General features: G+C 71.5%; 21 protein-coding genes and 1 pseudogene. 11 read left to right on the plus strand and 11 right to left on the minus strand.

The window, feature by feature from the left end; all coding sequences use genetic code 11:
* Positions 1 to 79: 79 nt before the first annotated feature.
* Complete coding sequence (gene groL / locus ACZ7N4_RS08420; RefSeq protein ID WP_471355208.1) at positions 80 to 1,705, plus strand: chaperonin GroEL; 1,626 nt, start codon at positions 80 to 82, stop codon at positions 1,703 to 1,705.
* A gap of 115 nt (positions 1,706 to 1,820) precedes the next feature.
* Here groL and ACZ7N4_RS08425 read toward each other — a convergent pair whose 3' ends face one another.
* From ACZ7N4_RS08425 to ACZ7N4_RS08445, 5 genes and pseudogenes are all read right to left on the minus strand, one after another.
* Complete coding sequence (locus ACZ7N4_RS08425) at positions 1,821 to 2,093, minus strand: hypothetical protein (RefSeq protein ID WP_471355210.1); 273 nt, start codon at positions 2,091 to 2,093, stop codon at positions 1,821 to 1,823.
* Between the two features lie 143 nt (positions 2,094 to 2,236).
* The gene (locus tag ACZ7N4_RS08430; protein WP_471355212.1) at positions 2,237 to 2,926 is read right to left on the minus strand and encodes a contact-dependent growth inhibition system immunity protein; all 690 of its coding nucleotides are present in this window, start codon (positions 2,924 to 2,926) and stop codon (positions 2,237 to 2,239) included.
* Positions 2,927 to 2,942: 16 nt separating this feature from the next.
* Positions 2,943 to 4,223, minus strand: coding sequence for an RNase A-like domain-containing protein (locus ACZ7N4_RS08435; RefSeq protein ID WP_471355214.1), 1,281 nt, complete (start codon positions 4,221 to 4,223; stop codon positions 2,943 to 2,945).
* Positions 4,220 to 4,573: a hypothetical protein gene (locus ACZ7N4_RS08440; RefSeq protein WP_471355216.1), complete on the minus strand. Its 354-nt coding sequence runs from the start codon at positions 4,571 to 4,573 to the stop codon at positions 4,220 to 4,222. Before ACZ7N4_RS08440 ends, ACZ7N4_RS08435 begins: the two co-directional genes overlap by 4 nt.
* Before the next feature lie 975 nt (positions 4,574 to 5,548).
* A pseudogene (locus ACZ7N4_RS08445) lies at positions 5,549 to 5,884 on the minus strand (ester cyclase); the annotation flags it as partial.
* Between the two features lie 3 nt (positions 5,885 to 5,887).
* Between ACZ7N4_RS08445 and ACZ7N4_RS08450 the strand changes: the two are divergent.
* Complete coding sequence (locus tag ACZ7N4_RS08450; protein WP_471356141.1) at positions 5,888 to 6,208, plus strand: restriction endonuclease fold toxin-2 domain-containing protein; 321 nt, start codon at positions 5,888 to 5,890, stop codon at positions 6,206 to 6,208.
* 27 nt (positions 6,209 to 6,235) lie between these two features.
* The gene (locus ACZ7N4_RS08455; RefSeq protein WP_471355218.1) at positions 6,236 to 6,670 is read left to right on the plus strand and encodes a hypothetical protein; all 435 of its coding nucleotides are present in this window, start codon (positions 6,236 to 6,238) and stop codon (positions 6,668 to 6,670) included.
* Between the two features lie 145 nt (positions 6,671 to 6,815).
* Here ACZ7N4_RS08455 and ACZ7N4_RS08460 read toward each other — a convergent pair whose 3' ends face one another.
* The 3 genes from ACZ7N4_RS08460 to ACZ7N4_RS08470 all read right to left on the minus strand — a co-directional run bounded on the left by ACZ7N4_RS08460 (position 6,816) and on the right by ACZ7N4_RS08470 (position 9,117).
* A complete protein-coding gene (locus ACZ7N4_RS08460; RefSeq protein WP_471355221.1) occupies positions 6,816 to 7,523 on the minus strand; it encodes an ester cyclase in 708 nt (235 codons plus the stop codon).
* Between the two features lie 75 nt (positions 7,524 to 7,598).
* A complete protein-coding gene (locus ACZ7N4_RS08465) occupies positions 7,599 to 8,372 on the minus strand; it encodes an SDR family NAD(P)-dependent oxidoreductase (protein WP_471355223.1) in 774 nt (257 codons plus the stop codon).
* A 76-nt stretch (positions 8,373 to 8,448) separates the two neighbouring features.
* On the minus strand, positions 8,449 to 9,117 hold the full coding sequence (locus ACZ7N4_RS08470) for an MOSC domain-containing protein (protein ID WP_471355225.1): 669 nt from the start codon (positions 9,115 to 9,117) through the stop codon (positions 8,449 to 8,451).
* An 80-nt stretch (positions 9,118 to 9,197) separates the two neighbouring features.
* Between ACZ7N4_RS08470 and ACZ7N4_RS08475 the strand changes: the two genes are divergently transcribed.
* Entirely contained in the window at positions 9,198 to 10,106 is a 909-nt protein-coding gene (locus tag ACZ7N4_RS08475) for a LysR family transcriptional regulator (protein WP_471355227.1), read from the plus strand.
* Between the two features lie 80 nt (positions 10,107 to 10,186).
* On the opposite strand, the gene ACZ7N4_RS08480 is transcribed toward ACZ7N4_RS08475, so the two are convergent.
* Positions 10,187 to 10,516 (minus strand): WhiB family transcriptional regulator, encoded by a 330-nt coding sequence (locus ACZ7N4_RS08480; protein ID WP_230919622.1) that lies wholly within the window; start codon positions 10,514 to 10,516, stop codon positions 10,187 to 10,189.
* 381 nt (positions 10,517 to 10,897) lie between these two features.
* Between ACZ7N4_RS08480 and ACZ7N4_RS08485 the strand changes: the two genes are divergently transcribed.
* The 4 genes from ACZ7N4_RS08485 (at position 10,898) to ACZ7N4_RS08500 (ending at position 16,334) form a co-directional block, all read left to right on the plus strand.
* Entirely contained in the window at positions 10,898 to 11,509 is a 612-nt protein-coding gene (locus ACZ7N4_RS08485) for a response regulator transcription factor (protein ID WP_003948568.1), read from the plus strand.
* A gap of 1,324 nt (positions 11,510 to 12,833) precedes the next feature.
* Positions 12,834 to 13,421, plus strand: a complete 588-nt coding sequence (locus ACZ7N4_RS08490; RefSeq protein WP_030641278.1) for a sigma-70 family RNA polymerase sigma factor — start codon at positions 12,834 to 12,836, stop codon at positions 13,419 to 13,421.
* Between the two features lie 163 nt (positions 13,422 to 13,584).
* Positions 13,585 to 15,093 (plus strand): IMP dehydrogenase, encoded by a 1,509-nt coding sequence (gene guaB / locus ACZ7N4_RS08495; RefSeq protein ID WP_471355229.1) that lies wholly within the window; start codon positions 13,585 to 13,587, stop codon positions 15,091 to 15,093.
* A 116-nt stretch (positions 15,094 to 15,209) separates the two neighbouring features.
* On the plus strand, positions 15,210 to 16,334 hold the full coding sequence (locus tag ACZ7N4_RS08500; protein ID WP_471355231.1) for a GuaB3 family IMP dehydrogenase-related protein: 1,125 nt from the start codon (positions 15,210 to 15,212) through the stop codon (positions 16,332 to 16,334).
* A gap of 104 nt (positions 16,335 to 16,438) precedes the next feature.
* Here ACZ7N4_RS08500 and ACZ7N4_RS08505 read toward each other — a convergent pair whose 3' ends face one another.
* Positions 16,439 to 17,647 (minus strand): nucleotide sugar dehydrogenase, encoded by a 1,209-nt coding sequence (locus tag ACZ7N4_RS08505; RefSeq protein WP_471355234.1) that lies wholly within the window; start codon positions 17,645 to 17,647, stop codon positions 16,439 to 16,441.
* A gap of 281 nt (positions 17,648 to 17,928) precedes the next feature.
* Between ACZ7N4_RS08505 and ACZ7N4_RS08510 the strand changes: the two genes are divergently transcribed.
* A complete protein-coding gene (locus ACZ7N4_RS08510; RefSeq protein WP_471355236.1) occupies positions 17,929 to 19,635 on the plus strand; it encodes a glycerol-3-phosphate dehydrogenase/oxidase in 1,707 nt (568 codons plus the stop codon).
* A 66-nt stretch (positions 19,636 to 19,701) separates the two neighbouring features.
* Here the strand turns inward: ACZ7N4_RS08510 and ACZ7N4_RS08515 are convergent, their stop codons facing one another.
* Entirely contained in the window at positions 19,702 to 20,754 is a 1,053-nt protein-coding gene (locus tag ACZ7N4_RS08515) for a serine hydrolase domain-containing protein (protein ID WP_471355237.1), read from the minus strand.
* 170 nt (positions 20,755 to 20,924) lie between these two features.
* Here ACZ7N4_RS08515 and ACZ7N4_RS08520 point away from each other — a divergent pair, with 170 nt between their 5' ends.
* Together ACZ7N4_RS08520 and ACZ7N4_RS08525 are read left to right on the plus strand one after the other, a co-directional pair.
* Positions 20,925 to 22,985 (plus strand): serine/threonine-protein kinase, encoded by a 2,061-nt coding sequence (locus tag ACZ7N4_RS08520; RefSeq protein ID WP_471355239.1) that lies wholly within the window; start codon positions 20,925 to 20,927, stop codon positions 22,983 to 22,985.
* Between the two features lie 133 nt (positions 22,986 to 23,118).
* Positions 23,119 to 25,884: a protein kinase gene (locus tag ACZ7N4_RS08525; RefSeq protein ID WP_471355241.1), complete on the plus strand. Its 2,766-nt coding sequence runs from the start codon at positions 23,119 to 23,121 to the stop codon at positions 25,882 to 25,884.
* Positions 25,885 to 26,039 lie beyond the last annotated feature (155 nt).

Below are 26,039 nucleotides of genomic sequence, written 5' to 3' on the forward strand. Positions count from 1 at the left end.
CCCCGCGAATCGATAAGAAGCCGGGCGCCCGGGGCGCGGCGTTTTTCACCCACAGATTTCCGAGAGGGCTCCCGCTGCCATGGCGAAGATCCTGAAGTTCGACGAGGACGCCCGTCGCGCCCTTGAGCGCGGCGTCAACAAGCTTGCCGACACGGTCAAGGTGACGATCGGCCCCCGCGGCCGCAACGTCGTCATCGACAAGAAGTTCGGCGCTCCGACCATCACCAACGACGGTGTCACGATCGCCCGCGAGGTCGAGATCGAGGACCCGTACGAGAACCTCGGCGCCCAGCTGGTGAAGGAGGTGGCGACCAAGACCAACGACATCGCTGGTGACGGCACCACCACCGCCACGGTCCTCGCCCAGGCGCTGGTCCGCGAGGGTCTGAAGAACGTCGCCGCGGGTGCCTCCCCGGCCGCCCTGAAGAAGGGCATCGACGCCGCGGTCAAGGCCGTCTCCGAGGATCTGCTGGCCTCCGCCCGCCCGATCGACGAGAAGTCCGACATCGCCGCCGTCGCCGCGCTGTCCGCCCAGGACCAGCAGGTCGGCGAGCTGATCGCCGAGGCGATGGACAAGGTCGGCAAGGACGGTGTCATCACCGTCGAGGAGTCCAACACCTTCGGTCTGGAGCTGGACTTCACCGAGGGCATGGCCTTCGACAAGGGCTACCTGTCGCCGTACTTCGTGACGGACCAGGAGCGCATGGAGGCCGTCCTCGACGAGCCGTACATCCTCATCACCCAGGGCAAGATCGGCGCCATCGCGGACCTGCTGCCGCTGCTGGAGAAGGTCATCCAGGCCGGCTCCTCCAAGCCGCTGCTGATCATCGCCGAGGACGTCGAGGGCGAGGCCCTGTCGACCCTGGTCGTCAACAAGATCCGCGGCACCTTCAACGCCGTCGCGGTGAAGGCTCCCGGCTTCGGCGACCGCCGCAAGGCGATGCTGCAGGACATGGCCGTCCTCACCGGCGCCACCGTCATCTCCGAGGAGGTCGGCCTCAAGCTCGACCAGGTCGGCCTCGACGTGCTCGGCTCCGCCCGCCGCGTCACCGTCACCAAGGACGACACCACGATCGTCGACGGCGCCGGCAAGTCCGAGGACGTCCACGGCCGCGTCGCCCAGATCAAGGCCGAGATCGAGAACACCGACTCCGACTGGGACCGCGAGAAGCTCCAGGAGCGCCTCGCGAAGCTGGCCGGCGGCGTGTGCGTGATCAAGGTCGGCGCCGCCACCGAGGTGGAGCTGAAGGAGAAGAAGCACCGTCTGGAGGACGCCATCTCCGCGACCCGCGCCGCGGTCGAGGAGGGCATCGTCTCCGGTGGTGGCTCCGCCCTGGTCCACGCCTCCAAGGTCCTGGACGGCAACCTGGACAAGACCGGCGACGAGGCCACCGGTGTCGCGGTCGTCCGCAACGCCGTGGTCGAGCCGCTGCGCTGGATCGGCGAGAACGCCGGCCAGGAGGGCTACGTCATCGTCTCCAAGGTCAAGGACCTGGAGAAGGGGCAGGGCTACAACGCCGCCACCGGCGAGTACGGCGACCTGATCAAGGCCGGCGTCATCGACCCGGTCAAGGTCACCCGCTCCGCCCTGGAGAACGCCGCCTCCATCGCCTCCCTGCTGCTCACGACCGAGACCCTGGTCGTCGAGAAGAAGGAAGAGGAAGAGCCGGCCGCCGCGGGCCACAGCCACGGTCACGCGCACTGAGCCCGGTGCTGACCTGAACTGAGCCGAGGTGCCCAGTGTCCCTGTGGGGGCGCTGGGCACCGTGCGTTGTGCGGGTGGGCGGCCCGATCCGCGTACTCTGCGCGTCCGTGCCCACCTACAGGGTTCTGACGAACCGTACCGACTCCGTGCGAACCGTATGTGCTTCCTGGTCGTCCGACAGGCGGGCCGCGAGCGTGGCCCCCGCGAACTTGTATCGCCGGGTGTCCACCGCGGGAAGAGTCAGGTCCGGCCCGGCGTCCGCGACAGCCGTACGCCAGGACTCGAGCGTCACGTCGTCGCGTAGACCCACGAAGCGGTCGTCGACGAAGTCCTTCTCCGCGACGCACTGTTCGTGCCGCACGCCCACCGTCTCCCACAGCCACACCACCGTGCTGTCACCTCGCTGACCGGGGGCGGTGCATGGTGTCAGGCTTGCCGGGACGCCGGGACGCCGGGACGCCGGGACGCCGGGCCGAAGTCGGTTGTCAGGCGCAGATCTGTCGGCGCGGGGGCCGGTACCGCCTGCCCCTGTCAGGTCGTGCCTCTCCGCAGGCGGTGAGTGATGATGCCGCGGATGTCGGTGAGCCACTGGCGCAGAGAGACGCCGTCGGGGGGATAGACCATGAGGCCCAAGATCTCCGCGGCACGTTCCAGTTCCTTGTCCGACGATACGCAGGAAAGGAAGTCACGGAGTTCTTGGGCTGCTTCGGTGAGGTATTCAGCCGGATTCCCGTCGAGGTATTCGTCGAGAGCCTCGCGGTGGGACTCGTAGAACCGCGGGTGATCCTGGTGGAAGTAACCACCCAGAAGAGAGCTAAGCTCCGGGAACCGCTTCCTCCATTCCCAGTCGGTCTGTGGAACCCGCGCTTGTTCGTACACGCCGGAGGACCTCGTCCTCTCCAGGTGCGCACGGATGGTCATGAGGCACTGCTCCACGCTGCGCCCGGCCGGAGGCTCGACGTGAGGCAGGAGGTCCACGTCGTCGGCGATCTCGTCGTTGAACAGGCCGACCCGCAGCAGGTCGTCGATCTCCGCGATGACCGTGTCCAGGGCTCCTGGCGTACGCATGGCCTGTCGCACGTACGCCTTGAGTGGGACGCCGGGCTCATCGGCGGTGTCCGTGAAGGAGTTCCCTGAGGAGGCGTAGGAATCGAGCATTTCGTGCAGCGCGGGGAACCGCTCGTCTCTGTCCAGGAACCCTTCCGGGTAATGGTGGGTCACAGCGTGTTCCTTGCGCTCACGAGGTGGGATAAGAGGTGTGGATACGGTAGCCGCTCGTCATGTCGGGGTCGCGGCGCAGGAGCAGGAAGACCCTGTTCACGTTGTGCGGCCCGGTTCCTCTGATGAAATCCTCCCGGGACAGACTTCGGCCGGTGACCTCATCCCCGAAGTCGACCGTGAGCGTGAGTTCGGGCTTTCTGGTGTTCTCGAGCCATCGTCTGACATCGTGCTGACGTTGCACGATCGCCCGGTCTGTCAGGTCCTGCGCTGTCTCGGGGCTGAGGAAGCTGGAACTGCCGGTGATCCTCTTCTCGGCGCGCAGGCGGGCTCGAAGCTCCCGGTCGGTCTTCTCTACGTGCTTTTCCAGGGTGTGGGAGTGCGATCTGGCGGTCCCCTTGCCCTCGTCTCCTGCCAGGTCGGCCCGGTACTTCGGCTTGACCGCGCCCTTGCGTTTGCTGCGCGGCCAGGCGTTCGGCTCCCCGTCTCCCTTCATCAGCAGGCCGAGGTCGTCCGCCGATGCCGTCACGCCGCCCGGCAGGGCGAACTCCGGGGAGAGTCCCGGCAGCCGTACTCCGCCCAGGAGTTCGCTCCAGCCACCTGCACTGCCGACGGCCCTCACGGCAGCGCCCCCACCTCCCAAACCACCGCCCAGGAGCGCGCCATAGGCGGCGGCCTCGCGGGCCTCGTCGAGGCTGAGGCTCTTCTGCTCACCCAGGGTGATGGACAGGGGCTGGGCGACGGCGAGGTCGACGGTGACGGACTCGATACCCGCGATGGCCGCGGTGGCCAGGGTCGTGCCCGCGATGGAGGCGACCTCGGCTGTGACGGTGACGCCCAAGCCGGCGGCGAGTTCGGTCACGGTCGCCGCGGCGGCGACGGCCGCTCCTTCGGAGAGCCCCGCGGTGAAGACGGCCAGCAGGGTGCCTCCCACGAGGGTGGCGCCGACGATTTCCAGTTCGTGTTCGAGCTTCTTCTTCGCGGTGTGTACGGCGTCGGCGTAGGCGTCCAGCGCCTTGGCCATGTCGCGGGCGCCGTCGGACAGGTCCTTCAGCCAGCCGTGCTTGTCGTGGTAGTAACGGCGCCAGAAGGGGTCGTCGAACGCCGAGATGGCCTCGCCCTTGTTGTGCTCGATCAGGGAGCGGGCGGCCTTGTTGGCGGCGGCGGTGACGTCCTCGACGTCGTCGGCGAAGTCACGCCACGCCTTCGCCGCGTCCCGAAGCCCGTCGATGTCGGCCGCAGGCCACCACATGCCCGTCAGGTCCTGGACGACCTTGCGGGCCTTGTCCGCGACGCTCACTTGCCGTGTCCCTCGGTGTCGTGGGGGACGTCGATCCGGCTGAACATCGAACGGATCAGTTCCTCGTTGTCGATGTGGCCGTCGGCCATGTCGACCATCGCCGTGTGGATACTGGCCAATCCGGCGGCCAGGATCTGGGCGGACTGTTCGATCCGCGTGACCAAGGGTCCGTACGTCTCGTGGAACTTGTGGCCCTGCTCGTCGTCACCCCAGGGCGCGCCAGCCGCCGACAGACCGGTCTTCAGCTTGGTCAGCGCCTGTGCGAGCGCAACACTTTCGTGGCTGAAATGCGGTGCTGTCCGCTTGATGTCGGCGATCTTGATGTCGAGCACCTCGCCGTTGTTGCCCATGACTTGGTCTCCGCCCCCTCCGTCGGCCGTCCGGACCGTTCGACCTTAACCCGGAGGTGCAGTGCACAACTTCGATCGCTGCAAAGGAGGAGCAAAGGCTGTGGGAGGGGCTGGGCCCGACCGGTGACACGGCAGGCGTCGCCGAGGAGCTGAGGCACCACATCAAGGTGGTCGAACGCCGAGCCACGGACCGACGCCCGGGAAACCCTGGACCGTTCGAGCGAACAGACCCCAAGGACCGCAACGTGTCGGTGAATTCAGCAGAGCACCATTTCGCACATGCGGCCGTTCGCCACTTCGAGGACGCTGTCTTCCTCCATGACGGGGCGCGCCTGCCCAACGACGACCATCACTTCGGCTTCGCGGTCGAGTGCGCGCTCAAGAGCCTGCTGCTCCGCTCCACGGCGGTCACGATGGATCCCAAGCCCAACGGCAAAGCCGCCACCATGCCCTGGACCGAGGATCCCGCGACCGGCAAGGTGACCTCCTACAGCCACCTGCCGTGGGTGGCCACCGGCGTGGGCTCTGCTGACACACGGCAGGTCGGCGACGCGCCTGTCGGCCGCGCTCGGCGGCCTGCCGGCCTTCGACATGTGGTCCGTGCACGACCGCTACCGCGACGGCAGCGGCGTCGTGGAGGCGGACGGGCCGGTCGCCCAGGCGGCGCCGAGAGGGCTCGGTCTGCGGCGCAGCGCGGGCAGAGCGTCTCGTCTCCGATGGGCCGGAAAAGGGCGGGCTGGAGGTGGCGGCCCTCGCATTCGCCGGTGCCGTATGGGCGGCTTGGGAACAGCGGGCACCAGGCACCTCCGGAACGGCAGCAGCGAAGGAGGAGGGCACGACGACGCCAGCCGTGCCACCCCCTCGGAATCCTGCTCCGCGCCTTTGACACCGACTCCGGTCCGGCTCGAGGGACGAACAGCTGGGTGTTCCGTATCAGGACAGGCGTCGAGGAGGCCCCACAGTGCTGCGGCCTCCTTACTGCTCCAGCTCGTCCAGCGCCCCGAGCTGCTGCATCAGCCCCAGCTGGTCGTGCTGCCACCACAGCTCGGCGATCTTGCCGCCGGCGGTGAAGCGGAACAGCGTCATCCCGGTCATGGCCGCCCGCCGGCCCGTGGGTGCGATCCCCAGGAAGTCGCCCTGGTGCGTGGCGTTCCAGGTCCACCGCGCGCACGCCCGGTCGCCCTGGGCGAGCACGTCCTCGACCGTGAACGTGCAATCGAAGGCGCCGCGCCACATCCGGAACTCGGCGCGGACGTTGTCCAGCCCGATGGTGTCCTGCGGGTTCATCGGGTCGTGGCTGTGGACGTCCTCGGAATGCGGCCGGCCGACGGCTACATGATCGACGCCAAGTACGTGAAGGACACCGACGACGAGTGCAAGAAGAACTCGTGGCGCACGCCAGACACCTTCGCGCTCGAAGACAAGTACGACGAGAACGGCAAGAAGAAGTGGAGCAAGAAGGACATCCTCGTCGGCAAGGACGAGGACGAACTCGACGACTACCGGCAGGCGATGACACAGCACGAGCAGATCCGCGGCCTGGAGATCATCACCAACGACAATGACGCTGCCGCGTACTGGCAGACACTCATGGCGGCACAGGGGGTCAAGGGCACCTCCCGGTACGTGCCCTGACCCCGACGAAGAAGGACGCTTCCCGCTGTGGACCTCGACGAATACCAGACGACCTTCCTGCTCTACGCGCCCGCCAAGAACCCCGCCGGCTGGAACCTGGACCTGGCCGCCTTCGGCGCCGCCCTCGAGGCCGCGTTCCCCGACGTGCGGTACGAGACCCGGCAGGGCAGGCAACTGCGCCTGTCCTTCTGGGCGGTGACGGCCGAAGGGATCGAGTTCACCGGCTTCGCCAGCAACGAAGGCAGGGACACGGTGGTTCTCGTGGACAACACCGCGGAAGAGGCGGCCGTGTTCATCACCTGGCTCCGTGACTCCTACGTCGCTTCCCCGGATCTGATCCGCTTCAGTTCCGAGCCGGCCGTGGAGGCGGGCATCGAGACGGACTGGCGCCTGCCCGCGGCCGGCGACACGGCGAACATCGCCGAGGAGCTGAAGCATCACATCCAGGTTGTCGAACGCTGAGCCGTGGACTGGCGCTCCGCCGGGGGACACCCCGGGCCGTTCGGGCGACTCAGGCTCTGAGATCCGCAGGGTGTCGGGGGGACGAACAGCTGGGTGTTCCGTATCAGGACAGGCGTCGAGGAGGCCCCACAGTGCTGCGGCCTCCTTACTGCTCCAGCTCGTCCAGCGCCCCCAGCTGCTGCATCAGCCCCAGCTGGTCGTGCTGCCACCACAGCTCGGCGATCTTGCCGCCGGCGGTGAAGCGGAACAGCGTCATCCCGGTCATGGCCGCCCGCCGGCCCGTGGGTGCGATCCCCAGGAAGTCGCCCTGGTGCGTGGCGTTCCAGGTCCACCGCGCGCACGCCCGGTCGCCCTGGGCGAGCACGTCCTCGACCGTGAACGTGCAATCGAAGGCGCCGCGCCACATCCGGAACTCGGCGCGGACGTTGTCCAGCCCGATGGTGTCCTGCGGGTTCATCGGGTCGTGGCTGTGGACGTCCTCGTCCAGCAGGTCGTTGAGCGGCGGCAGCTCGTCCGCCGTGCACAGCGCGTCGAAGAACCCGCGCACGACCCCCTCGGCCAGGCGCTCGTCCCGTACGACGTCCAGGTCGGTGAACCTCGGCTTCTCGTCGCACAGGGCGACCATCTCCCGGAAGATCCGGCCTGTCTCCGGGAGGTTCGCGTTCCGCACCGCCTCCTCGTACGACGGGAACTCCACGACCTCCACCACGTGCGACGTGTCCGAGCGGTCCGTGCCGACCAGCGCGTGCGTCGCCGTCCGCTTCCCCTTGGTCCGCCGGACCCAGTCGTCCATGAGCCGGTTCATCTCGTCCACCCGGCTCGTCCTGCACTCGATGAGCTGTACGAAGGTCATGACGCCGCCTCCGACCCCCCTGGGTCCGGTACCGTCCCGCCCATTTTCCCACCGGGACGGCGGCGTCACCCGTCGTTACTGCGGTCCGTACTTGCGCCCCGTCCGGGAGCTGATCCCGCCCAGCAGCCCGCGCGGCGTCACCTTCACCAGCCCCATGAGCGCCTTGTACCGGGGGTCCGGGATGGACAGCGTCCTGCCGCGCGCGAGGTCGGCCAGGGCCGCCGCGACCAGCTTGTCCGCGTCCAGCCACATCCAGCCCGGGATGTTGTCCGTGCCCATCCCGGCCCGCTGGTGGAACTCGGTCCGCACGAACCCCGGGCACAGCGCCATCAGCCGCACCCCGCTGCCCGCCAGGTCCTTCGCCGCGCCCTGGGTGAACTGCACGACCCACGCCTTGGACGCGCCGTACGTGCCGCGCGGGACGAAGGCGGCCACCGAGGCGACGTTCACCACCCCGCCCCGGCCGCGCTCGCGCATCGCCTCGGCCGCCGCCGACGTCAGCCGGAGCACCGCCTCGCAGTGCACCTTGAGCATCCGCAGCTCGTCCGCCATCGACACTTCCAGATAGCGGCCCTTGTTGCCGAAGCCGGCGTTGTTGACCAGCAGGTCGACCGGGTTCCTCCGGTCGCCCAGTCGCTCGGCGACCGCCTCGATGCCCTTGTCCTCGGCCAGGTCGGCGGTCAGCACCTCCACCTCGATGCCGTGCCGGTCGTGCAGTTCCGTCGCCTGCTCGCGCAGCCGCCCGGTGTCCCGCGCCACCAGCACGAGGTCGTGCCCGTCAGCCGCCAGCCGGCGCGCGAACGCGGCACCGATCCCCGCGGTCGATCCCGTAATCAGAGACGTTGTCATGGCCCAAGGGTAGTGACCCGGACCGACAGCCTCCGCTGCCCGCGCGCCCTGTCTCCGGCGCCGTCCTGACGGAGTATCAGGCCTCGTGCCGGGCCACGTACTCCCGGGCCTTCGCCAGCGACTCCGAGTGCAGCGCCTCGCCCGCCGCGAGCAGCCGCGGCAGCAGCTCCCGCTCGGTGGTGACCGCGCGGAACTCCAGCGCCGCCGTCACCCCGTGGTCCGGACGGTGCACGATCTCCACCGGGTCGCCCGCCCGTATCTCGCCCGGCTCGATCACCCGGAGGTAGGCACCCGTTGCGCCCTTCTGTGTGAACCTCCTGACCCAGCCGCGCTCGCCCAGATGGCCCTGGAACGTCTTGCACGGGATCCGGCCCGAGGTCACCTCCAGCACCAGCTCGGGACCGACCCGCCAGCGCTCGCCGATCAGCGCCCCCGAGACGTCCAGGCCGTCCGTCGTCAGGTTCTCCCCGAAGCAACCGTTGGCCAACGGCCTGCCGAGTTCGCGCTCCCACGCGTCGAGGTCCTCGCGGGCGTACGCGTACACCGCCTGCTCGTCCCCGCCGTGGTGGCGCAGGTGGCACACCGCGTCCCCGGCGAGCCCGCTCCCGCCGGTCCCCTTGGGTCCCGGCGCCGCGACGCGCACCGGCCCGTCCGTCGGGCGCTTGTCGATACCGGTCAGGCCCTCCGGCTGGCTGGTGTAGGGGACCTGCCGCGGGCTGCCGAGATTGACGGAAAGAAGCTTCATCCCCGCACGGTAAGCGATCCGTCCTCAAAGCGTCGACGCATTATCGGGCGTCCGGCCCAAGGCTGCCTTATGCTCGACAGGTGATCGAGGCCCGTCATCTCCGCGTCCTGCGCGCCGTCGCCACCACCGGATCCTTCTCCGCGGCGGGGCGCCTGCTGGGCTGCACCCAGCCCGCCGTCAGCCAGCAGATGAAGGCCCTGGAGACATCCGTCGGCACCCCGCTGCTGGTCCGCACCGGACGGGAGATGCGCCTGACCCAGGCCGGCGAGGCCCTGGTCCGGCACGCCTCCGGCATCCTCGCCGGACTCACCGCCGCCGAGGAGGAGGTCGCCGCCATCGCCGGCCTGCGCGCGGGCCGGGTCCGGCTGGTCTCCTTCCCCAGCGGCAGCTCCACCCTGGTCCCCACCGCCCTGGCCGCCCTGCGCGCCGCCCACCCCGGCACCCGGGTCTCCCTGGAGGAGGCCGAGCCCCCGAGGTCCGTGGAGCTGCTGCGGGAGGGTGACTGCGACCTGGCCCTGGCCTTCCGCTACGAGGGGGCGGCGGTCGCCGAGGAATGGGACGACCTCGTCGTGCGCCCCCTGCTGACGGACCGGCTGGTCGCCCTGGTTCCCGAGCGGCACCGGCTCGCGCGCGCGGAGGCCGTCGCCATCGGCGAGCTGGCCGGGGAACCCTGGATCGCGGGCTGCCCGCGCTGCCGCGGCCAGTTGATCGAGGTGTGCGAGGGGGCCGGCTTCACCCCGCGCATCGACTTCGCCACCGACGACTACCCGGCCGTGGTCGGTCTGGTCGGCGCGGGCCTCGGAGTGGCGGTACTGCCCCAGCTGGCCGTGGAGTCGGTTCGGCCGCGCGGCGTGCGCACGGTCCGGCTGGAACCGGCGGTCCGGCGGGAGATCGTCGCCCTCACCCTGCCCGACCTGGCACAGGTTCCGGCCGTGTCGGCGACGCTGGAGCAGCTGGCCCGGGCGGTACGGGCGGCGGGGCGCGGGTAGGGCGCACGGCAGGGTCACGGGCACGCGCGTGCGTGCCCGGTGGGGAAGGAATGGTCGCCCATGGATGCAGAAACGTTCCTTCAGTGATCCGAGGCGGCGTCCCCGCTGGTGCTCGACGCCGCCACGAGGCGGTTGCGCGCCCGCCCCATCAACTCCTCACGCTCGTCCTCGGTCAGTCCGCCCCAGACCCCGTACGGCTCGCGCACCGCCAGCGCGTGCGCCGCGCACTCCGCACGGACCGGGCACCTCATGCAGACCTCCTTGGCCGAGTTCTCGCGAGCGCTCCGAGCCGCCCCGCGCTCGCCCTCCGGGTGGAAGAAGAGCGAGCTGTCCACGCCGCGGCAGGCAGCCAGCAGCTGCCAGTCCCACAGGTCCGCGTTCGGTCCGGGAAGGCGGGAGAAATCTGCCATTACGTGACCCCTTGTCGCCGTTCTGGGCGGATACGGTGCCAACGACCGTACATCTCCGGTCTAAGGAGATGAAAATATGACTCATTGCGAATCTAGCCCCGGACACTGCGAAACGGGAAGAAAAGGGGCCGAATGGGGCATAGGTTGTGATGAAAAGTTGAAAGTCCGTTGAGCATGTCTGCACCGTGTCGGCGCCCTCACATAGAGTGCCGAAGACGGCACGCGGAGCCGTAACTCTTTCGAGTGACCGTCGTTGAGAGTGCGGAGGCGGTTGAAGCCACAAGCGCTCGGGCAGGCGTCCGAGACGGTCGACCGCACAGGTGACGATTCCGTACCAGCCTGGAGGCTCAAGGTGACGCGCATCAGCTGCGGAGGGCGGTCATGACATCCGTCCTCGTCTGCGACGACTCCCCGCTTGCCCGAGAAGCGCTGCGCCGCGCGGTCGCGACCGTGCCCGGTGTCGAGCGCGTGACGACGGCGGCCAACGGCGAGGAAGTCCTCCGCCGCTGGGGCGCCGACCGTTCCGACCTCATCCTGATGGACGTGCGCATGCCCGGTCTGGGCGGCGTCGAGACCGTGCGCCGGCTGCTGTCGGCAGACCCGGGCGCACGGATCATCATGCTCACGGTCGCCGAGGACCTGGACGGCGTGGCCCTCGCGGTCGCCGCCGGTGCCCGTGGGTACCTGCACAAGGACGCTTCGCGCGCCGAGCTGCGGGCCACGGTGACGCAGGCGCTCGCCGACCCGACCTGGCGGCTCGCCCCGCGCCGCCTGCGCTCGGCCGAGATGGGCGCGGCGCCCACGCTCACCGCGCGCGAGATCCAGGTCCTGGAGGGCATGAGCCACGGCCGCTCGAACGCCGAGATCGGCCGTGAGCTGTTCCTCTCCGAGGACACCGTCAAGACGCACGCGCGGCGCCTGTTCAAGAAGCTCGGCGCGTCCGACCGGGCCCACGCGGTGGCCCTCGGCTTCCGCTGGGGACTGGTCCGGTAACCGGTGCGAGGCCCTGCGGGCCGCCCGACACCGACGCCCGCCGTCCGGCGGACGGGACTCGCACGGCGGACCGTCGCCGTCGCCACCCGGCGGGTGCGGTGGGCAGTGCGGGGCGGTGCCGTCAGAACCTGGCGGATGCGGTGCGGACTGCGGTTCGGTGCCGTCGCCCCCTGGCGGATGCGGTGCGGGCTGCGGGCCGACGCCGTCGCTCCCTGGCGGATGTGGCTCGGACCGCGGGTCGACGTCGTCAGCGTCCGGCGGATGCGGTGCGCACCGCGGACCGATGCCGTTCCCGCTCGGCCCCGCTCCCGCCCGGTGTTCCTGTCCGGGCGGCCGGTCGGCTTCTCGCTGGTCGGGCCCGTACCGGACGGTGAGGTCGGGCCCGCACCGGACGGTGAGGTCGGGCCCGCACCGGACGGTGAGGTCGGGCCCGTACCGGACGGTGAGGTCGGGCCGGTACCGGACGGCGTGGTGGGGTCCCGGGCCGCTGCCGGCCCGGCGCTCCGGTGCGGCTCCGCTTTCCCAAGGCCCCGGGGCGCCCCGGGCAGTCGCGGAGCGCTGCGCGGACTCCGGTCCGACGTGCTCCTTCGGCGCTGGTGTGGGCCCCGGCCTGCTGTCCGCTTGCCGTTCGACAGCGCTCGCACGTGCTCCTCGCGGGCCACGGAAGACCGGGTCGGCGGTAGGCCGACGTGCCGTACGCGCGTGCCCTGGGTGTGCTCTGACCGGGTCCTGCCTTGACAGGGGACCGGCAGGCCGTGCCGATGACGCCACGGCGCGTCCCTCGAAGCACCCGGGGGAGCGCGCCGGGCAAGCGGATCACCTGGGGCACGTCATCGCCGTGCGCGTGGTCAGGTGGAGCCGGGTTCCGGCCGTGCGCGTGGTCAGGCGGGCCTGGGTTCCGGCCGTACGCGTGGTCAGGCGGGCCCGGGTTCCGGCCGTGCGCACCGACAGGCGGGCCTGGGGTCCGGTCGCGTGCGCGGGCAGGTGGCCCCGGATTGCCACCCCGCGTGCCGCACGGCGGCGGCTCCGGCGTGCGGCGGTGTTCACCGGCGTGCCCAAGTGCCTCGCACACTGCGTTGCCGCGCCGGCGCGGCACTTCCGGGAACACCCCGGAGGGACGGGCGCAAGGCGGCCCGCCGGACGCGCGCTGCTCGTTTCGGCGCGGATGCCGCATCCTTGAGATGTGGAGTCTCTCGGGGACGAGTCGGTCGAGCGGAAGGGGAGGGCGCAGGGGATGAGTGCCGGCGCACCTGCTCATAACGCTTCGGTGCACAACCACGAACACGATGCGACGGACCGGACGGCCGCAGTGCACCATGGACCGATGCGCGACGACGAGGCGGGCACGGCCCACGGGGCGATCGGTGCGCTCGTGCATCGAGCCGTCGACGGGGACGAGCAGGCCACGCACGATCTGCTCGCGCATGTCCACCCGCTCGCGCTGCGCTACTGCCGCACCCGGCTGTCCCGGCTCCCCGGTGACGCCCGGCACTTCGTGGAGGACCTCGCCCAGGAGGTCTGCGTAGCGGTTCTGCTCGCCCTGCCGCGCTACCGCGACACCGGCCGCCCCTTCGAGGCGTTCGTCTTCGCCATCGCCTCGCACAAGGTCGCCGATCTCCAGCGTGCGGCGATGCGCCACCCCGGGTCGACCGCGGTGCCGTCCGACGAGATGCCCGAGCGGCCCGACGACTCCCTCGGCCCCGAGGAGCGCGCCCTGCTCAGCAGCGACGCCGAGTGGGCCAAGAAACTGCTGGCCAATCTGCCCGAGAACCAGCGCGAGCTGCTCCTGCTGCGCATCGCGGTGGGCTTGACCGCGGAGGAGACCGGGCAGATGTTGGGAATGTCACCCGGCGCGGTCCGCGTGGCCCAGCACCGGGCGCTGAGCCGCCTCAGGGCGCTCGCCGAACAGTAATCCCCGTGCGCGGAGCCGCCGTAGCTCCTTCGCTGAACAGGCGCACCGTCGTTTCCGTACGAACATACGAAGCCGGAAGCGAGCCCGTACGGTGGAATTTGCTAGCGACGCTTCCCGTTAGCATGGACATCCGCACCGATCAAGGCCATTTGGGGAAGGTGTCATGACTGCCAACGTCGACGGAGTGCCCGGTAAATTCTCGACACTCGGGCTGACCTACGACGACGTGCTGCTGCTGCCGGGCCCGTCGGACATGGCACCCGACGAGATCGACACCGCCTCGTACGTCTCCAAGAATGTGCGGGTCAACATCCCGCTGCTGTCCGCCGCCATGGACAAGGTGACCGAGTCCCGCATGGCGATCGCGATGGCCCGCCAGGGCGGCGTCGGCGTCCTGCACCGCAACCTCTCCATCGAGGACCAGGCCAACCAGGTCGACCTGGTGAAGCGCTCCGAGTCCGGCATGGTCACCGACCCCATCACCATCCACCCGGACGCCACGCTCGCCGAGGCCGACGCGCTGTGCGCCAAGTTCCGCATCAGCGGCGTCCCGGTGACCGACGGCGACAAGAAGCTCCTCGGCATCGTCACCAACCGGGACATGGCCTTCGAGAGCGACCGCAGCCGCCGCGTGCACGAGGTCATGACCCCGATGCCGCTGGTCACCGGCAAGGTCGGCATCTCCGGCCCGGAGGCCATGGAGCTGCTGCGCAAGCACAAGATCGAGAAGCTGCCGCTGGTCGACGACGAGGGCGTCCTCAAGGGCCTGATCACGGTCAAGGACTTCGTCAAGGCGGAGAAGTACCCGAACGCCGCCAAGGACGCCGAGGGCCGCCTGCTGGTCGGCGCCGCGGTCGGCGTGGCCGGTGACGCCTTCGAGCGCGCCCAGGCGCTGATCGAGGCCGGTGTCGACTTCATCGTCGTGGACACCGCGCACGGCCACTCCCGCCTGGTCGGCGACATGATCGCCAAGATCAAGTCGAACTCCTCCGGCGTCGACGTCATCGGCGGCAACATCGCCACCCGCGACGGCGCGCAGGCGCTGGTCGACGCCGGTGCCGACGGCATCAAGGTCGGTGTCGGCCCGGGCTCCATCTGCACCACCCGCGTGGTCGCCGGCGTCGGCGTCCCGCAGGTCACCGCGATCTACGAAGCCGCGCTCGCCGCCAAGGAGGCCGGTGTCCCGGTGATCGGCGACGGCGGTCTGCAGTACTCCGGCGACATCGCCAAGGCCCTGGTCGCGGGCGCCGACACGGTGATGCTCGGCTCGCTGCTCGCGGGCTGCGAGGAGTCCCCGGGCGAGCTGCTGTTCATCAACGGCAAGCAGTTCAAGTCGTACCGCGGCATGGGTTCGCTCGGCGCCATGCAGTCCCGAGGCGACCGAAGGTCGTTCTCCAAGGACCGCTACTTCCAGGAGGGCGTCGCCTCCGACGAGCAGCTGATCCCCGAGGGCATCGAGGGCCAGGTGCCCTACCGCGGCCCGCTGTCCTCCGTCGTCCACCAGCTGGTCGGCGGCCTGCGCCAGTCCATGTTCTACGTCGGCGGCAGGACGGTTCCGGATCTGCAGGCCAACGGCCGGTTCGTGCGGATCACCTCGGCGGGTCTGAAGGAGAGCCACCCGCACGACATCCAGATGACGGTCGAGGCGCCTAACTACAGCAGCAAGCGGTGACGCCCACGCGCGCGTGAGGCTCGTACCACGGCGGTCCCGGAGCATCCGGGGCCGCCGTTGTCGTACCCGTCGGCGATACTGGAAGGCGCTGCAACGCATAGGGAAAGGCCACCAACGTGACTGAGATCGAGATCGGGCGCGGCAAGCGCGGCCGCCGGGCGTACGCCTTCGACGACATCGCCGTCGTCCCCAGCCGCCGTACGCGGGACCCGAAGGAGGTCTCGATCGCCTGGCAGATCGACGCCTACCGCTTCGAGCTGCCGTTCCTGGCCGCTCCCATGGACTCCGTGGTCTCCCCGGCCACCGCGATCCGCATCGGCGAGCTGGGCGGCCTCGGCGTGCTGAACCTCGAAGGGCTGTGGACGCGGCACGAGGACCCGCAGCCGCTGCTGGACGAGATCGCCGAGCTGCCCGCCGAGCAGGCGACCCGCCGCCTCCAGGAGATCTACGCGGCACCGATCAAGGAGGAGCTGATCGGCGCCCGCATCAAGGAGGTCCGCGACTCCGGCGTGGTCACCGCCGCCGCGCTCTCCCCGCAGCGCACCGCCCAGTTCTCCAAGGCGGTCGTGGACGCGGGCGTGGACATCTTCGTCATCCGGGGCACGACGGTCTCGGCGGAGCACGTGTCCTCCTCGCACGAACCGCTGAACCTGAAGCAGTTCATCTACGAGCTGGACGTCCCGGTGATCGTCGGCGGCTGCGCCACCTACACGGCGGCCCTGCACCTGATGCGCACGGGCGCCGCGGGTGTGCTCGTGGGCTTCGGCGGCGGCGCCGCGCACACCACGCGCAACGTGCTCGGCATCCAGGTCCCGATGGCCACGGCCGTCGCCGACGTGGCCGCGGCCCGCCGGGACTACATGGACGAGTCCGGCGGCCGGTACGTGCACGTGATCGCGGACGGCGGCGTCGGCTGGTCCGGCGACCTGCCCAAGGCCATCGCCTGCGGCGCCGACGCGGTCATGATGGGCTCCCCGCTGGCCCGCGGCACGGACGCGCCCGGCAAGGGCCACCACTGGGGCATGGAGGCGGTCAACGAGGAGCTGCCCCGCGGCCAGAAGGTCGACCTGGGCACGGTCGGCACGATCGAGGAGATCCTCACCGGCCCGTCCCACACCCCGGACGGCTCGATGAACTTCTTCGGCGCCCTGCGCCGCGCGATGGCCACCACCGGCTACAGCGAGCTGAAGGAGTTCCAGCGGGTCGAGGTGACGGTGGCGGACAGCGAGCACCGGCGGTAGCCGCCGCGGCGGTCGCCACGACGCCTGAAGGGCCGGTCATCCTGGGTGGGTGACCGGCCCTTCCGCATGCCCGGGCGCGGGCGAGCGGGCCTGGACGCGCCCCTTCACAGCCGATGCGCCGCCCCCGTGGGCGTGGCCCCCCGTGTGTCCAGCAGCAGCTGAGCCTTCACCGAGAGTCCCTGCAGGTCGTACGTCCGGTGCTGCTGGAGCAGGATCGTGAGGTCGGCGTCGGCCGCTGCCTCGTAGAAGGAGTCCGCGCGGGGCACGGGGCGGTCCAGGACGCTCCAGGCGGGCACGTACGGGTCGTGGTAGCTGACGGCCGCGCCGAGTCCCATGAGCCGTGCGGCGATCTCCTGGGCCGGGGTGCCCTGGAGGTCGGCGAGGTCGGGCTTGTAGGTGACGCCGAGGAGCAGGACGCGGGCCCCGCGCGCGGACTTGCCGTGCTCGTTGAGGAGGGTGGCCGCGCGCTGGACGACGTACCGGGGCATCCGGCTGTTGACCTGCTGGGCCAGTTCGACCATGCGCAGGGTGCGGGTGGCGTGCCCGGTGAGGTCCTGCGGGACCCCGTGGCCGCCGACGCCCGGGCCCGGACGGAACGCCTGGAAGCCGAAGGGCTTGGTCTCCGCGCAGCGGATGACGTCCCACAGGTCGACGCCCAGCTCGTGGCAGAGGACGGCCATCTCGTTGACGAGCGCGATGTTGACGTGCCGGAAGTTGGTCTCCAGCAGCTGTACGGCCTCCGCCTCGCGCAGACCACGCGCGCGTACCACCTTGTCGGTGAGCCGGCCGTAGAACGCGGCGGCCGACTCGGTGCAGGCGGGGGTGAGACCGCCGATGACCTTCGGGGTGCCGGCCGGGGTGTGGTCGCGGCTGCCGGGGTCGACGCGGCTGGGGGCGTAGGCGAGGTGGAAGTCGCGGCCGGCGCGCAGCCCCGAGCCCTCCTCCAGCAGCGGGCGCAGGAACTCCTCCGTCGTCCCGGGGAGCACGGGCGACTCCAGGATGACCGTGGTGTGCGGGCGCAGGCGTGCGGCCAGGGTGCGGGCGGCCGACTCGACCTGGGTGAGGTCGAGGGCGCCGTCGGTGCCGCGCGGGGTGGGCGCGCAGATCACGGCGGTGCGCACCCGGCCGAGCTGGGCCGCGTCGGTGACGGGCCGGAATCCGGCGGAGTGCATCCGGCGCAGCTCCGCCGGGCTGAGCGAGCCGGCCTCGGGGCCGGTGGCATAGCCGACCGTGGCGATGCCGGCGGCGACGGCGGCCTGGGCGAGCGGCAAGCCGTAGGGACCGAGTCCGATGACGGCGAGGTCTGCGGGCATGGCGTGAGCCGTCCTTCCCAGTAGCCGAAGCGGGACAGGTGCGCAAGCGCTGTGGACAAGCAGAGCGGGCGCACTGTCAGACTAGGTACACATATGACCGCTATGTGTGATTGTGTTCGTGTGTCTTGCTGTGGTTGTGCGCGAGTTGTCCACAGGTTCGGGGCCCGTGGTGGCTGAAGCCGGGCAACACGGTCAGAATTTGGGCATGAGGAGGGGATGAACCGGGCTTCGCCCGCCGGGTGCGGCCGACGCGAGCGTGTGTGCGACAGCGGGAGGCAGCGGTGAGGACAGCGACTCTGGGGCCGGCGCAGCGCGCCGAGGCACTGGCGGCGATGGCGGAGCGCGAGCTGGACGTGCTGGTGGTCGGCGGCGGAGTGGTGGGCGCCGGCACCGCGCTGGACGCCGTCACCCGCGGCCTGTCCACCGGCCTGGTCGAGGCCCGCGACTGGGCGTCCGGCACCTCCAGCCGGTCCAGCAAACTGATCCACGGCGGTCTGCGCTATCTGGAGATGCTCGACTTCGCCCTGGTCCGCGAGGCCCTCAAGGAGCGCGGCCTGCTCCTGGAGCGCCTCGCCCCGCACCTGGTCAAACCGGTGCCGTTCCTCTACCCGCTCCAGCACAAGGGCTGGGAGCGGCTGTACGCGGGCTCGGGCGTCGCGCTGTACGACGCGATGTCGATGGCCCGCGGCCACGGCCGGGGCCTGCCGATACACCGGCACCTGAGCCGTCGTCACGCCCTGCGCGTCGCACCCTGCCTCCGCAAGGACGCCCTGGTCGGCGCCCTGCAGTACTACGACGCCCAGATGGACGACGCCCGCTTCGTGGCCACCCTGGTGCGCACGGCGGCGTCCTACGGCGCCAAGGTGGCCAACCGTGCGCGCGTGACCGGGTTCCTGCGCGAGGGCGAGCGGGTCGTCGGCGCCCGGGTGCAGGACGTGGAGGGCGGCGGCGAGTACGAGATCCTCGCCCAGCAGGTCGTCAACGCCACCGGCGTGTGGACCGACGACACTCAGGCGATGGTCGGCGAGCGCGGACAGTTCCACGTCCGCGCCTCCAAGGGCATCCACCTGGTCGTGCCCAAGGACCGCATCCACTCCACCACCGGCCTGATCCTGCGTACGGAGAAGTCCGTGCTGTTCGTCATCCCCTGGGGCCGGCACTGGATCGTCGGCACCACCGACACCGGCTGGGACCTGGACAAGGCCCACCCGGCGGCGTCCAGCGCCGACATCGACTATCTGCTGGAACACGTCAACTCGGTGCTCGCCGTGCCGCTCGCCCGCGACGACGTGCAGGGGGTGTACGCCGGGCTGCGTCCGCTGCTGGCCGGCGAGTCCGACGCCACCAGCAAGCTGTCCCGCGAGCACACGGTCGCCCATCCCGCGCCGGGTCTGGTGGTCGTGGCGGGCGGCAAGTACACGACGTACCGGGTGATGGCCAAGGACGCCGTCGACGAGGCGGTGCACGGTCTGGACATGCGCGTCGCCGACTGCGTGACCGAGGAGACCCCGCTGCTCGGCGCGGAGGGCTACCAGGCGCTGTGGAACGCGCGAGCGCGCATCGCCGCCCGTACCGGGCTGCACGTGGTCCGCGTGGAACACCTGCTGAACCGGTACGGCTCCATGGCCGAGGAGGTCCTGGACCTCGTCGTCGCCGATCCCTCGCTGGGCGAGCCGCTGCACGCCGCCGACGACTACCTGCGCGCCGAGGTGGTGTACGCCGCCTCGCACGAGGGCGCCCGGCACCTGGACGACGTCCTCACCCGCCGCACCCGCATCTCCATCGAGACCTTCGACCGGGGCACCCGCAGCGCCCGCGAGGCGGCGGAGCTGATGGCACCGGTCCTCGGCTGGGGCAAGGACCAGATCGAGCGCGAGGTCGAGCACTACGAGAAGCGGGTGGAGGCCGAGCGGGAGTCCCAGCTCCAGCCGGACGACCAGACGGCCGACGCGGCCAGGCTGGGCGCGCCGGACATCGTGCCGCTGTAGGCCCCGGGCCGACGTTCACTCGAACGAGTGGCCGATTGCGGGATCTCCGCTCGAACCCCGGTCGTTCTACCAGGTGCGAGGGCAGAACTCGGTGGCGAGCAGAGCCGGTTCGAGACGGGGGTCCGCGATCGCGTCCGTGTTCACCCGGAAGGTGAGGACACGGCGGCCGTCGGCGGTGGCCGCGCTGCGCACGTAGCTGCCGGATATCCGGCCGTTGTGCCCCCACACGGTGGTGCCGCACGGCAGCTTCACCGGAAACAGCCCCATGCCGTACGAGCCGTGTGCGGCACGGGTGTCGAGCATCTCGTGCAGCCGGCGCGGGGGCAGCAGCCGGCCGCCCAGCAGGGCCGCGTAGAAGCGGTCGAGGTCGGCCAGCGTGGTCACCAGCTCACCCGCCGCGCCGGCCACGCGCGGGTCGAGCCGGGTGACGTCGGACCCGTCGGCCGCGTAGGCCCGGCCGTGCGGGGAGGGCAGTGACGTGCGGGCCCCGGGAAAGGAGGTACCCGTCAGACCCAGCGGGGCGATGACACGGCGCTCGGCCTCGGTGGCGTAGGAGTGACCGGTGACCTGGCGGACGACCAGGCCGAGCACGACGTAGTTGGTGCTGGAGTAGAAGGTGCGGCCCGGGCGGGCCGGAGGGAGGGTGAGAGCGATGCGCACGGCTTGAAGCGGAGTCACGGGCACGGTGCCGTGGGTGGCTTCGGTGAAGTCGGCCAGTCCGCTGGTGTGGGTGAGCAGGGCCCGCAGGGTGATGCGCCGTCCGTCGGTGCCACGCCCGTGCAGCAGTCCCGGCAGGTGCTGCTCCACGGTGTCGGACAGGGACAGCCGGTGTTCCGCGGCCAGCTGGAGCACGACCGTCGCGAGGAAGGTCTTGGTGATGCTGCCGGCCCGGAAGTGGTCGGCGCGGGCGATGCCCTCGCCGGCGGCCTGGAAGCGGAAGCGGACGCCGTCCACTCCGTCGTCCCGGGACAGCAGGGCCGCGGCCGGTGCTCCGCCGTCGCTGACCAGCAGCGGCAGGACCGAGTCCGTGGCGGCGGGGGAGGCGTCTTGGGAGGCGGCCGGGGCCAGCAGCAGGGCCAGAGACACCGGTATGGACAGGACTGTCCGAAGCGTCGGCATACCGGTTCCTCCCTTCTTACGACCCATCATCCCGGTAAGCGGAACGCCCGCTTCAGGGGGGCTTCGCCGGTGCCGGGGGCGGGCTTTGGCCATGGGCACCCTGGGCGTCGGGCACTTGTCGGGTGAGAGACAATGGAGGCTCTGTCAGGGCGGGTTGTATGAGGGGACGCATGTCGGAGGCGGAGCGGGCGGGTACATCTCGTCAGGAGACTCGTCAGGACAAGAGCGAGCGGCGTCTCCTCGCCGGGCGGTACCGGCTGGGAGACGTGCTGGGCCGAGGCGGTATGGGCACGGTCTGGCGGGCCGAGGACGAGATCCTTGGCCGGACGGTCGCCGTCAAGGAGCTGCGGTTCCCGTCGAACATCGACGAGGAGGAGAAGCGACGCCTGATCACGCGCACCCTGCGCGAGGCCAAGGCGATCGCCCGGATCCGCAACAACAGCGCGGTGACGGTCTTCGACGTGGTCGACGAGGACGACCGGCCCTGGATCGTCATGGAGTTGGTCGAGGGCAAGTCCCTGGCCGAGGTCATCCGCGAGGACGGCCTGCTGGAGCCGAAGCGCGCCGCCGAGGTGGGGCTCGCCATCCTCGACGTGCTGCGCTCCGCGCACCGGCAGGGCATCCTGCACCGGGACGTGAAGCCGTCCAACGTGCTCATCGCCGAGGACGGACGGGTCGTGCTCACCGACTTCGGTATCGCGCAGGTCGAGGGTGACCCGTCCATCACCTCCACCGGCATGCTCGTCGGCGCCCCCTCCTACATCTCCCCGGAGCGCGCCCGCGGCCACAAGCCGGGCCCGGCGGCCGACCTCTGGTCGCTCGGCGGTCTGCTGTACGCGGCGGTCGAGGGCTCGCCGCCCTACGACAAGGGTTCGGCGATCGCCACGCTCACCGCGGTGATGACCGAGCAGCTGGAAGAGCCGAAGAACGCGGGACCGCTGCGGGACGTCATCTACGGCCTGCTGACGAAGGACCCGGCCAAGCGGCTCGACGACGCCGGGGCCCGGGCGATGCTCAACGCGGTGATCCACGCGCCGGAGCCGAAGCCGCTGGACGCCACGCAGGTGGTTCCGCTGCCGACGCAGTCCGGTGGGCCGGGGGGCAGGCGGGGCGAGGAGGCCGGGGAGAAGCTGCGCGGCGCGCTGCGGTCGGTCCGCAAGGCGGCCGGGGCGGCCACCGGCGGGGCGACGGCCCGGGCGAAGGGCGGGAGCGAGCCGGCCGCGCCGGGCACGGGCGGTGCGCCGGCTGCCGGGGACGCGGTGTCCGGTGGGGCGCGGTCCGGTGCTCCCGGTGTCCCCACCGGTCCGGCCGCCGGGGGTGGCGTGCGGCCGGCGGGTCCGGGCGCGGGCGCCGCCGGTGCGCCGAACTCCAGCGCGAACAAGGCCGCTTCCGGCTGGCCCGTGGTGCCGCCGCCGGACCTGGACCTGCCGCCGCGGCCGGTGCCGAGGGCGCCGCTGACCGATGTGGTGCCCAAGCGCACGCTGGTGGTCATCGCCGTGCTCGTGGCGCTCGCGGTGATCGGGACCGTGCTGGCCTTCGCCCTGAACGGCGACGACAAGGGCGGCGCCGGCGGGGACAAGGCCGTGGGCAGCGCCGGAGCGTCCACCAAGCAGGACAAGAAGGACGCGGCGGGCGGCACGGACACCGGGAAGCGGACGGACGGCGCGACCTCGGCGTCCGTCGGCACCGGTTCGGGTGCGGACGGCACGGCGAGCGCAGAGCCGAGCCGGTCCGGTGACGACTCCGACGCGGGCTCCGAGTCGTCCGGCTCCTCGGGTTCCAAGGACGGCGGGAGCGCCCCGGCGGTCTCGACCCGCAAGGGCGCCCAGGGCTACTCGATCGGGCTGCCCAAGGGATGGAAGTACCGGTCCGCCGGGGCCGCCGGCGACCGCTACACCGGGCCCGACGGACAGAAACTGCTCGTCGCCTGGACCAGCACGCCCAAGGACGACCCGGTGGCGGACTGGAAGAACCAGGAGCACTACATGGTGCGCTCCCAGTACCACAAGATCCGTATCGAGAAGGTGGGCTACCGCGGCTGGAACACCGCCGACTGGGAGTTCACCTACACCGAGAGCGGCACCGGGTACCGCACGATCGACCGGGGCTTCGTGGTGAACGACCACCTCGGTTACGCGCTGATGTACACCGCGAAGAGCGCCGACTGGCACGGCGATCTGCGCAAGGACACCTGGAAGACGTTGACGAAGTCCTTCGAACCCAAGTCATAGGCGCCGTGCGCCGGTTTGGTACGTGAGAATCCGTCATCCTCTCAATGCGGGTTGCCTCCGGCACGTATCGTGAAGGGTCGCGGACCGTACGCAGCCGCATGCGTGTGGGAAACGGACCGTGAGGCGATCGGGTATGACCAACCGGGCGGCCGGGGGAGGCACAGTGGACGACTACGCGGGTCGGGTGCTCGCCGACCGCTACCGCCTGCCGCTGCCGCCGTCCGACGAGTACGAACTCACCGAGAGCCGCGCCTTCGACACCTACAGCGGCCAGGAGGTCCTCGTCCGGCAGGTGCCGTTGCCGGAGGTCGTCGAGGCCGAGGTGCTCGACGCGGACGGGCTGCCCGAGGGGTTCACCGCACGGCAGCGCGGGTCCCGCCGCGCGCCGGAGGCCAGGACCGCGACCCGGCAGCCCGCCGACCCGGCGGTGCGGCGCGCCGTGGAGGCCGCGCAGGCCGCCGCCCGCATCCCCGACCATCCCCGGCTGGACCAGGTCTTCGACGTGTTCGCCGAGGGCGGTTCGCTGTGGATCGTCAGCGAGCGGGTCGCCGCGCGCCCGCTGGCCGCCCTGCTCACCGAGAAGCCGCTGACGCCGTACCGGGCGGCCGAGGTCGCCTCCGACGTGCTCATGGCGCTCCGGGTGCTGCACGCCCACGGCTGGGTGCACCGCAACATCACCGTCCGTACCGTCCTGGTCTGCGACGACGGCCGCGTGATGCTGACCGGCCTGGCGGCCGGCGCGGCGGAGGAGGCGCTGAGCGGGTACGACCCGGTGCCGGCACCGGACGACACGGAAGCGCTGACGGACCTGGACGGGCCGGGAGGGCTGGAAGCACCGGCCGGTGCGCAGGGACGGCCGGTGTCCGGCGGGCCCGGCGGGCCGGGCGGAGCCGGTGGGGCGAGCGGGGGCGACGACCCCGGCGCGGACGTCGATCCCGAGGCCGCGCGCCGGGCCGCGATCCAGGCACGGGCGGCCGGAGGGCTTCCGGCACCGGAGGCGCACGGGGCGTCCGGCACGTCCGGTGCGGTCGGTTCGGCGGGGCAGCCGGCCCTGGACGGCGGTGCCGACGTCCGGGCCGCGCGGGCCGGGGCCATCGCCGCGTACCGCGCGGGTGCCCGCGCCGCCGCCCGGGTGCAGGAGGCCCAGCAGAACGGGCGCGCCGTCCTGCCCGGCGCCCGTCCGCCCGCCGAGGACGACGCCGGTGACGCCGGCGACGTCGGCGACGACCGGGCCGAGGGCGCGGCACCGTCGCCGTACCCGCCGTACGGCGCGGAGGCCGGTGGCGCGCCGCCGACCGGCCGGATAGCCGACCCCTACGGAGTGCGGGGCGCCCCGTGGCACGGCGCCGAGCGGCGCGGCGCCACCGCCCCGCCCCTGGGCGGCGGTGCCCAGCGGCCGGGACTGCCCGCGGCCGGTCCCGGTGCCGGGCACGCGTCCGTGCCGGGGCAGGGGTACGGCCCGGGGCGGACGCCGGACGGTGAGCCGGGCCGGTCCGGCCGGCCGCTGTCAGCCGGGACCGGACGCCAGGAGGCCGGACCGGCGCACCCCGAACTCGCTCCCGCACCCGCCGTCCCCGCGCCCGCCGATCCCGCACTCGTCGTTCCGGCGCAGGCGGGCGGTCGGTGGGACGAGCCCGGTGCCGTGCGTCGCGGGCCCGGGACCGCGCTCGCCGCCGAGCGGGCGCGGCAGGTCCGGATGACCGTGGTGGGACCGGTGACCGAACGCTGGGCGCCGGAGCAGGCCGGCCCCGTGCACGAGAACTGGCAGCTGGCGGCGCCCATCGGCCCGGCCACCGACCTGTGGGCGCTGGGCGCGCTGCTGTTCCGGGCCGTGCAGGGGCACGCACCGTACCCGGAGGAGTCGACGGCCGAGCTGGTGCAGCTGGTGTGCGCCGAGCCGCCCGCCTTCGCCGAGGAGTGCGGGCCGCTGCGCCCGGTCGTGGAGTCGCTGCTGCGCCAGGACCCCACCGAGCGGCCGGACGTGGAGGAACTCAGCGGCTGGCTGCGGTCGCTGGTGCGGTCCGCGCCCGAACCGGACGCCGGCACCCATGTCGTTCCCGTCCCGCCCGCCGACCCCAGCCGGCTGCCGATCGTCCGGCGCCGCGGCGAGCTCGTGCGCCGGCGGCGCGCCGGGTTGCCCGCGGCCCATCCGCACGGCCGGCACAAGCGGGCCCGGGAGGGCGCCCGTTCACCGCGCAGCCTCGGCCGGATCCTGCTCCTGCTGGTCCTGCTCCTGCTGGCGGGCGCGGTCGCGTACGCCATGCTCTTCATGCCCCGGCAGGGCGAGAGCGGTGCCGCGGGAGGGGAGCGCACCGGCAGCGCCGGGCAGGTGGACCCCGCGCCCTCGCACACCCGGCCGCCCTCCGGCGGGCCGAGCGCACCGGAGGGCGGTGCCACCGCCTCCGCGCCCGCCACCGAGACCCAGACCGGCAAAGACCCCGCCGTCCCCGACGGGTTCACCCTGCGCAAGGACCCGGACGGCTTCCGGGTCGCCGTCGCGGAGGGCTGGGACCGCACCCCGAAGAACGGCGACGGCCAGGTGGTCTACGCACACGGGAACTTCGAGCTGATCGTCGTACCGGGGCGGGACGGCACGTCCGCCTACGGCAGCGACCCGATGGTCTACCAGCGGGACAAGGAGCGCGAACTCCAGCCGTACCGCGACTCCAGCTGGGCCACGGCCACCGGTCTGCGGACCATCGAGGTGGGCGGACGCACCATGGCCGAGGGGCAGTTCACCTGGACCGACGGGCAGGGGCGGGACCTGTTCGTGCGGAACATGGCGCTGCTGCTGGACGGCCGTTACCACCTCCTCCAGGTGCGCGGTCCGGAGGCCGAGCGGGACGAGGTCACCCGGCTGTACGAGCAGGCGGTCGCGACGTATCGCTACACCGGTTGAGCAGGGTGTATTCGGGGCGGGAGGGGGGCTGGTCCGGTTCCCTTTCTCGCGTGGAAATGACCATCGTCACAGTGCGGTTCCCTTGGGACCCCACTGGTTCCCAGCGAGCAGGGTGGTCCTTAGTCTGGCCCTGTCAAGAGCATTGCGGGGCAACG

The sequence above is a fragment of the Streptomyces sp. NPDC107654 genome (assembly GCF_055639035.1).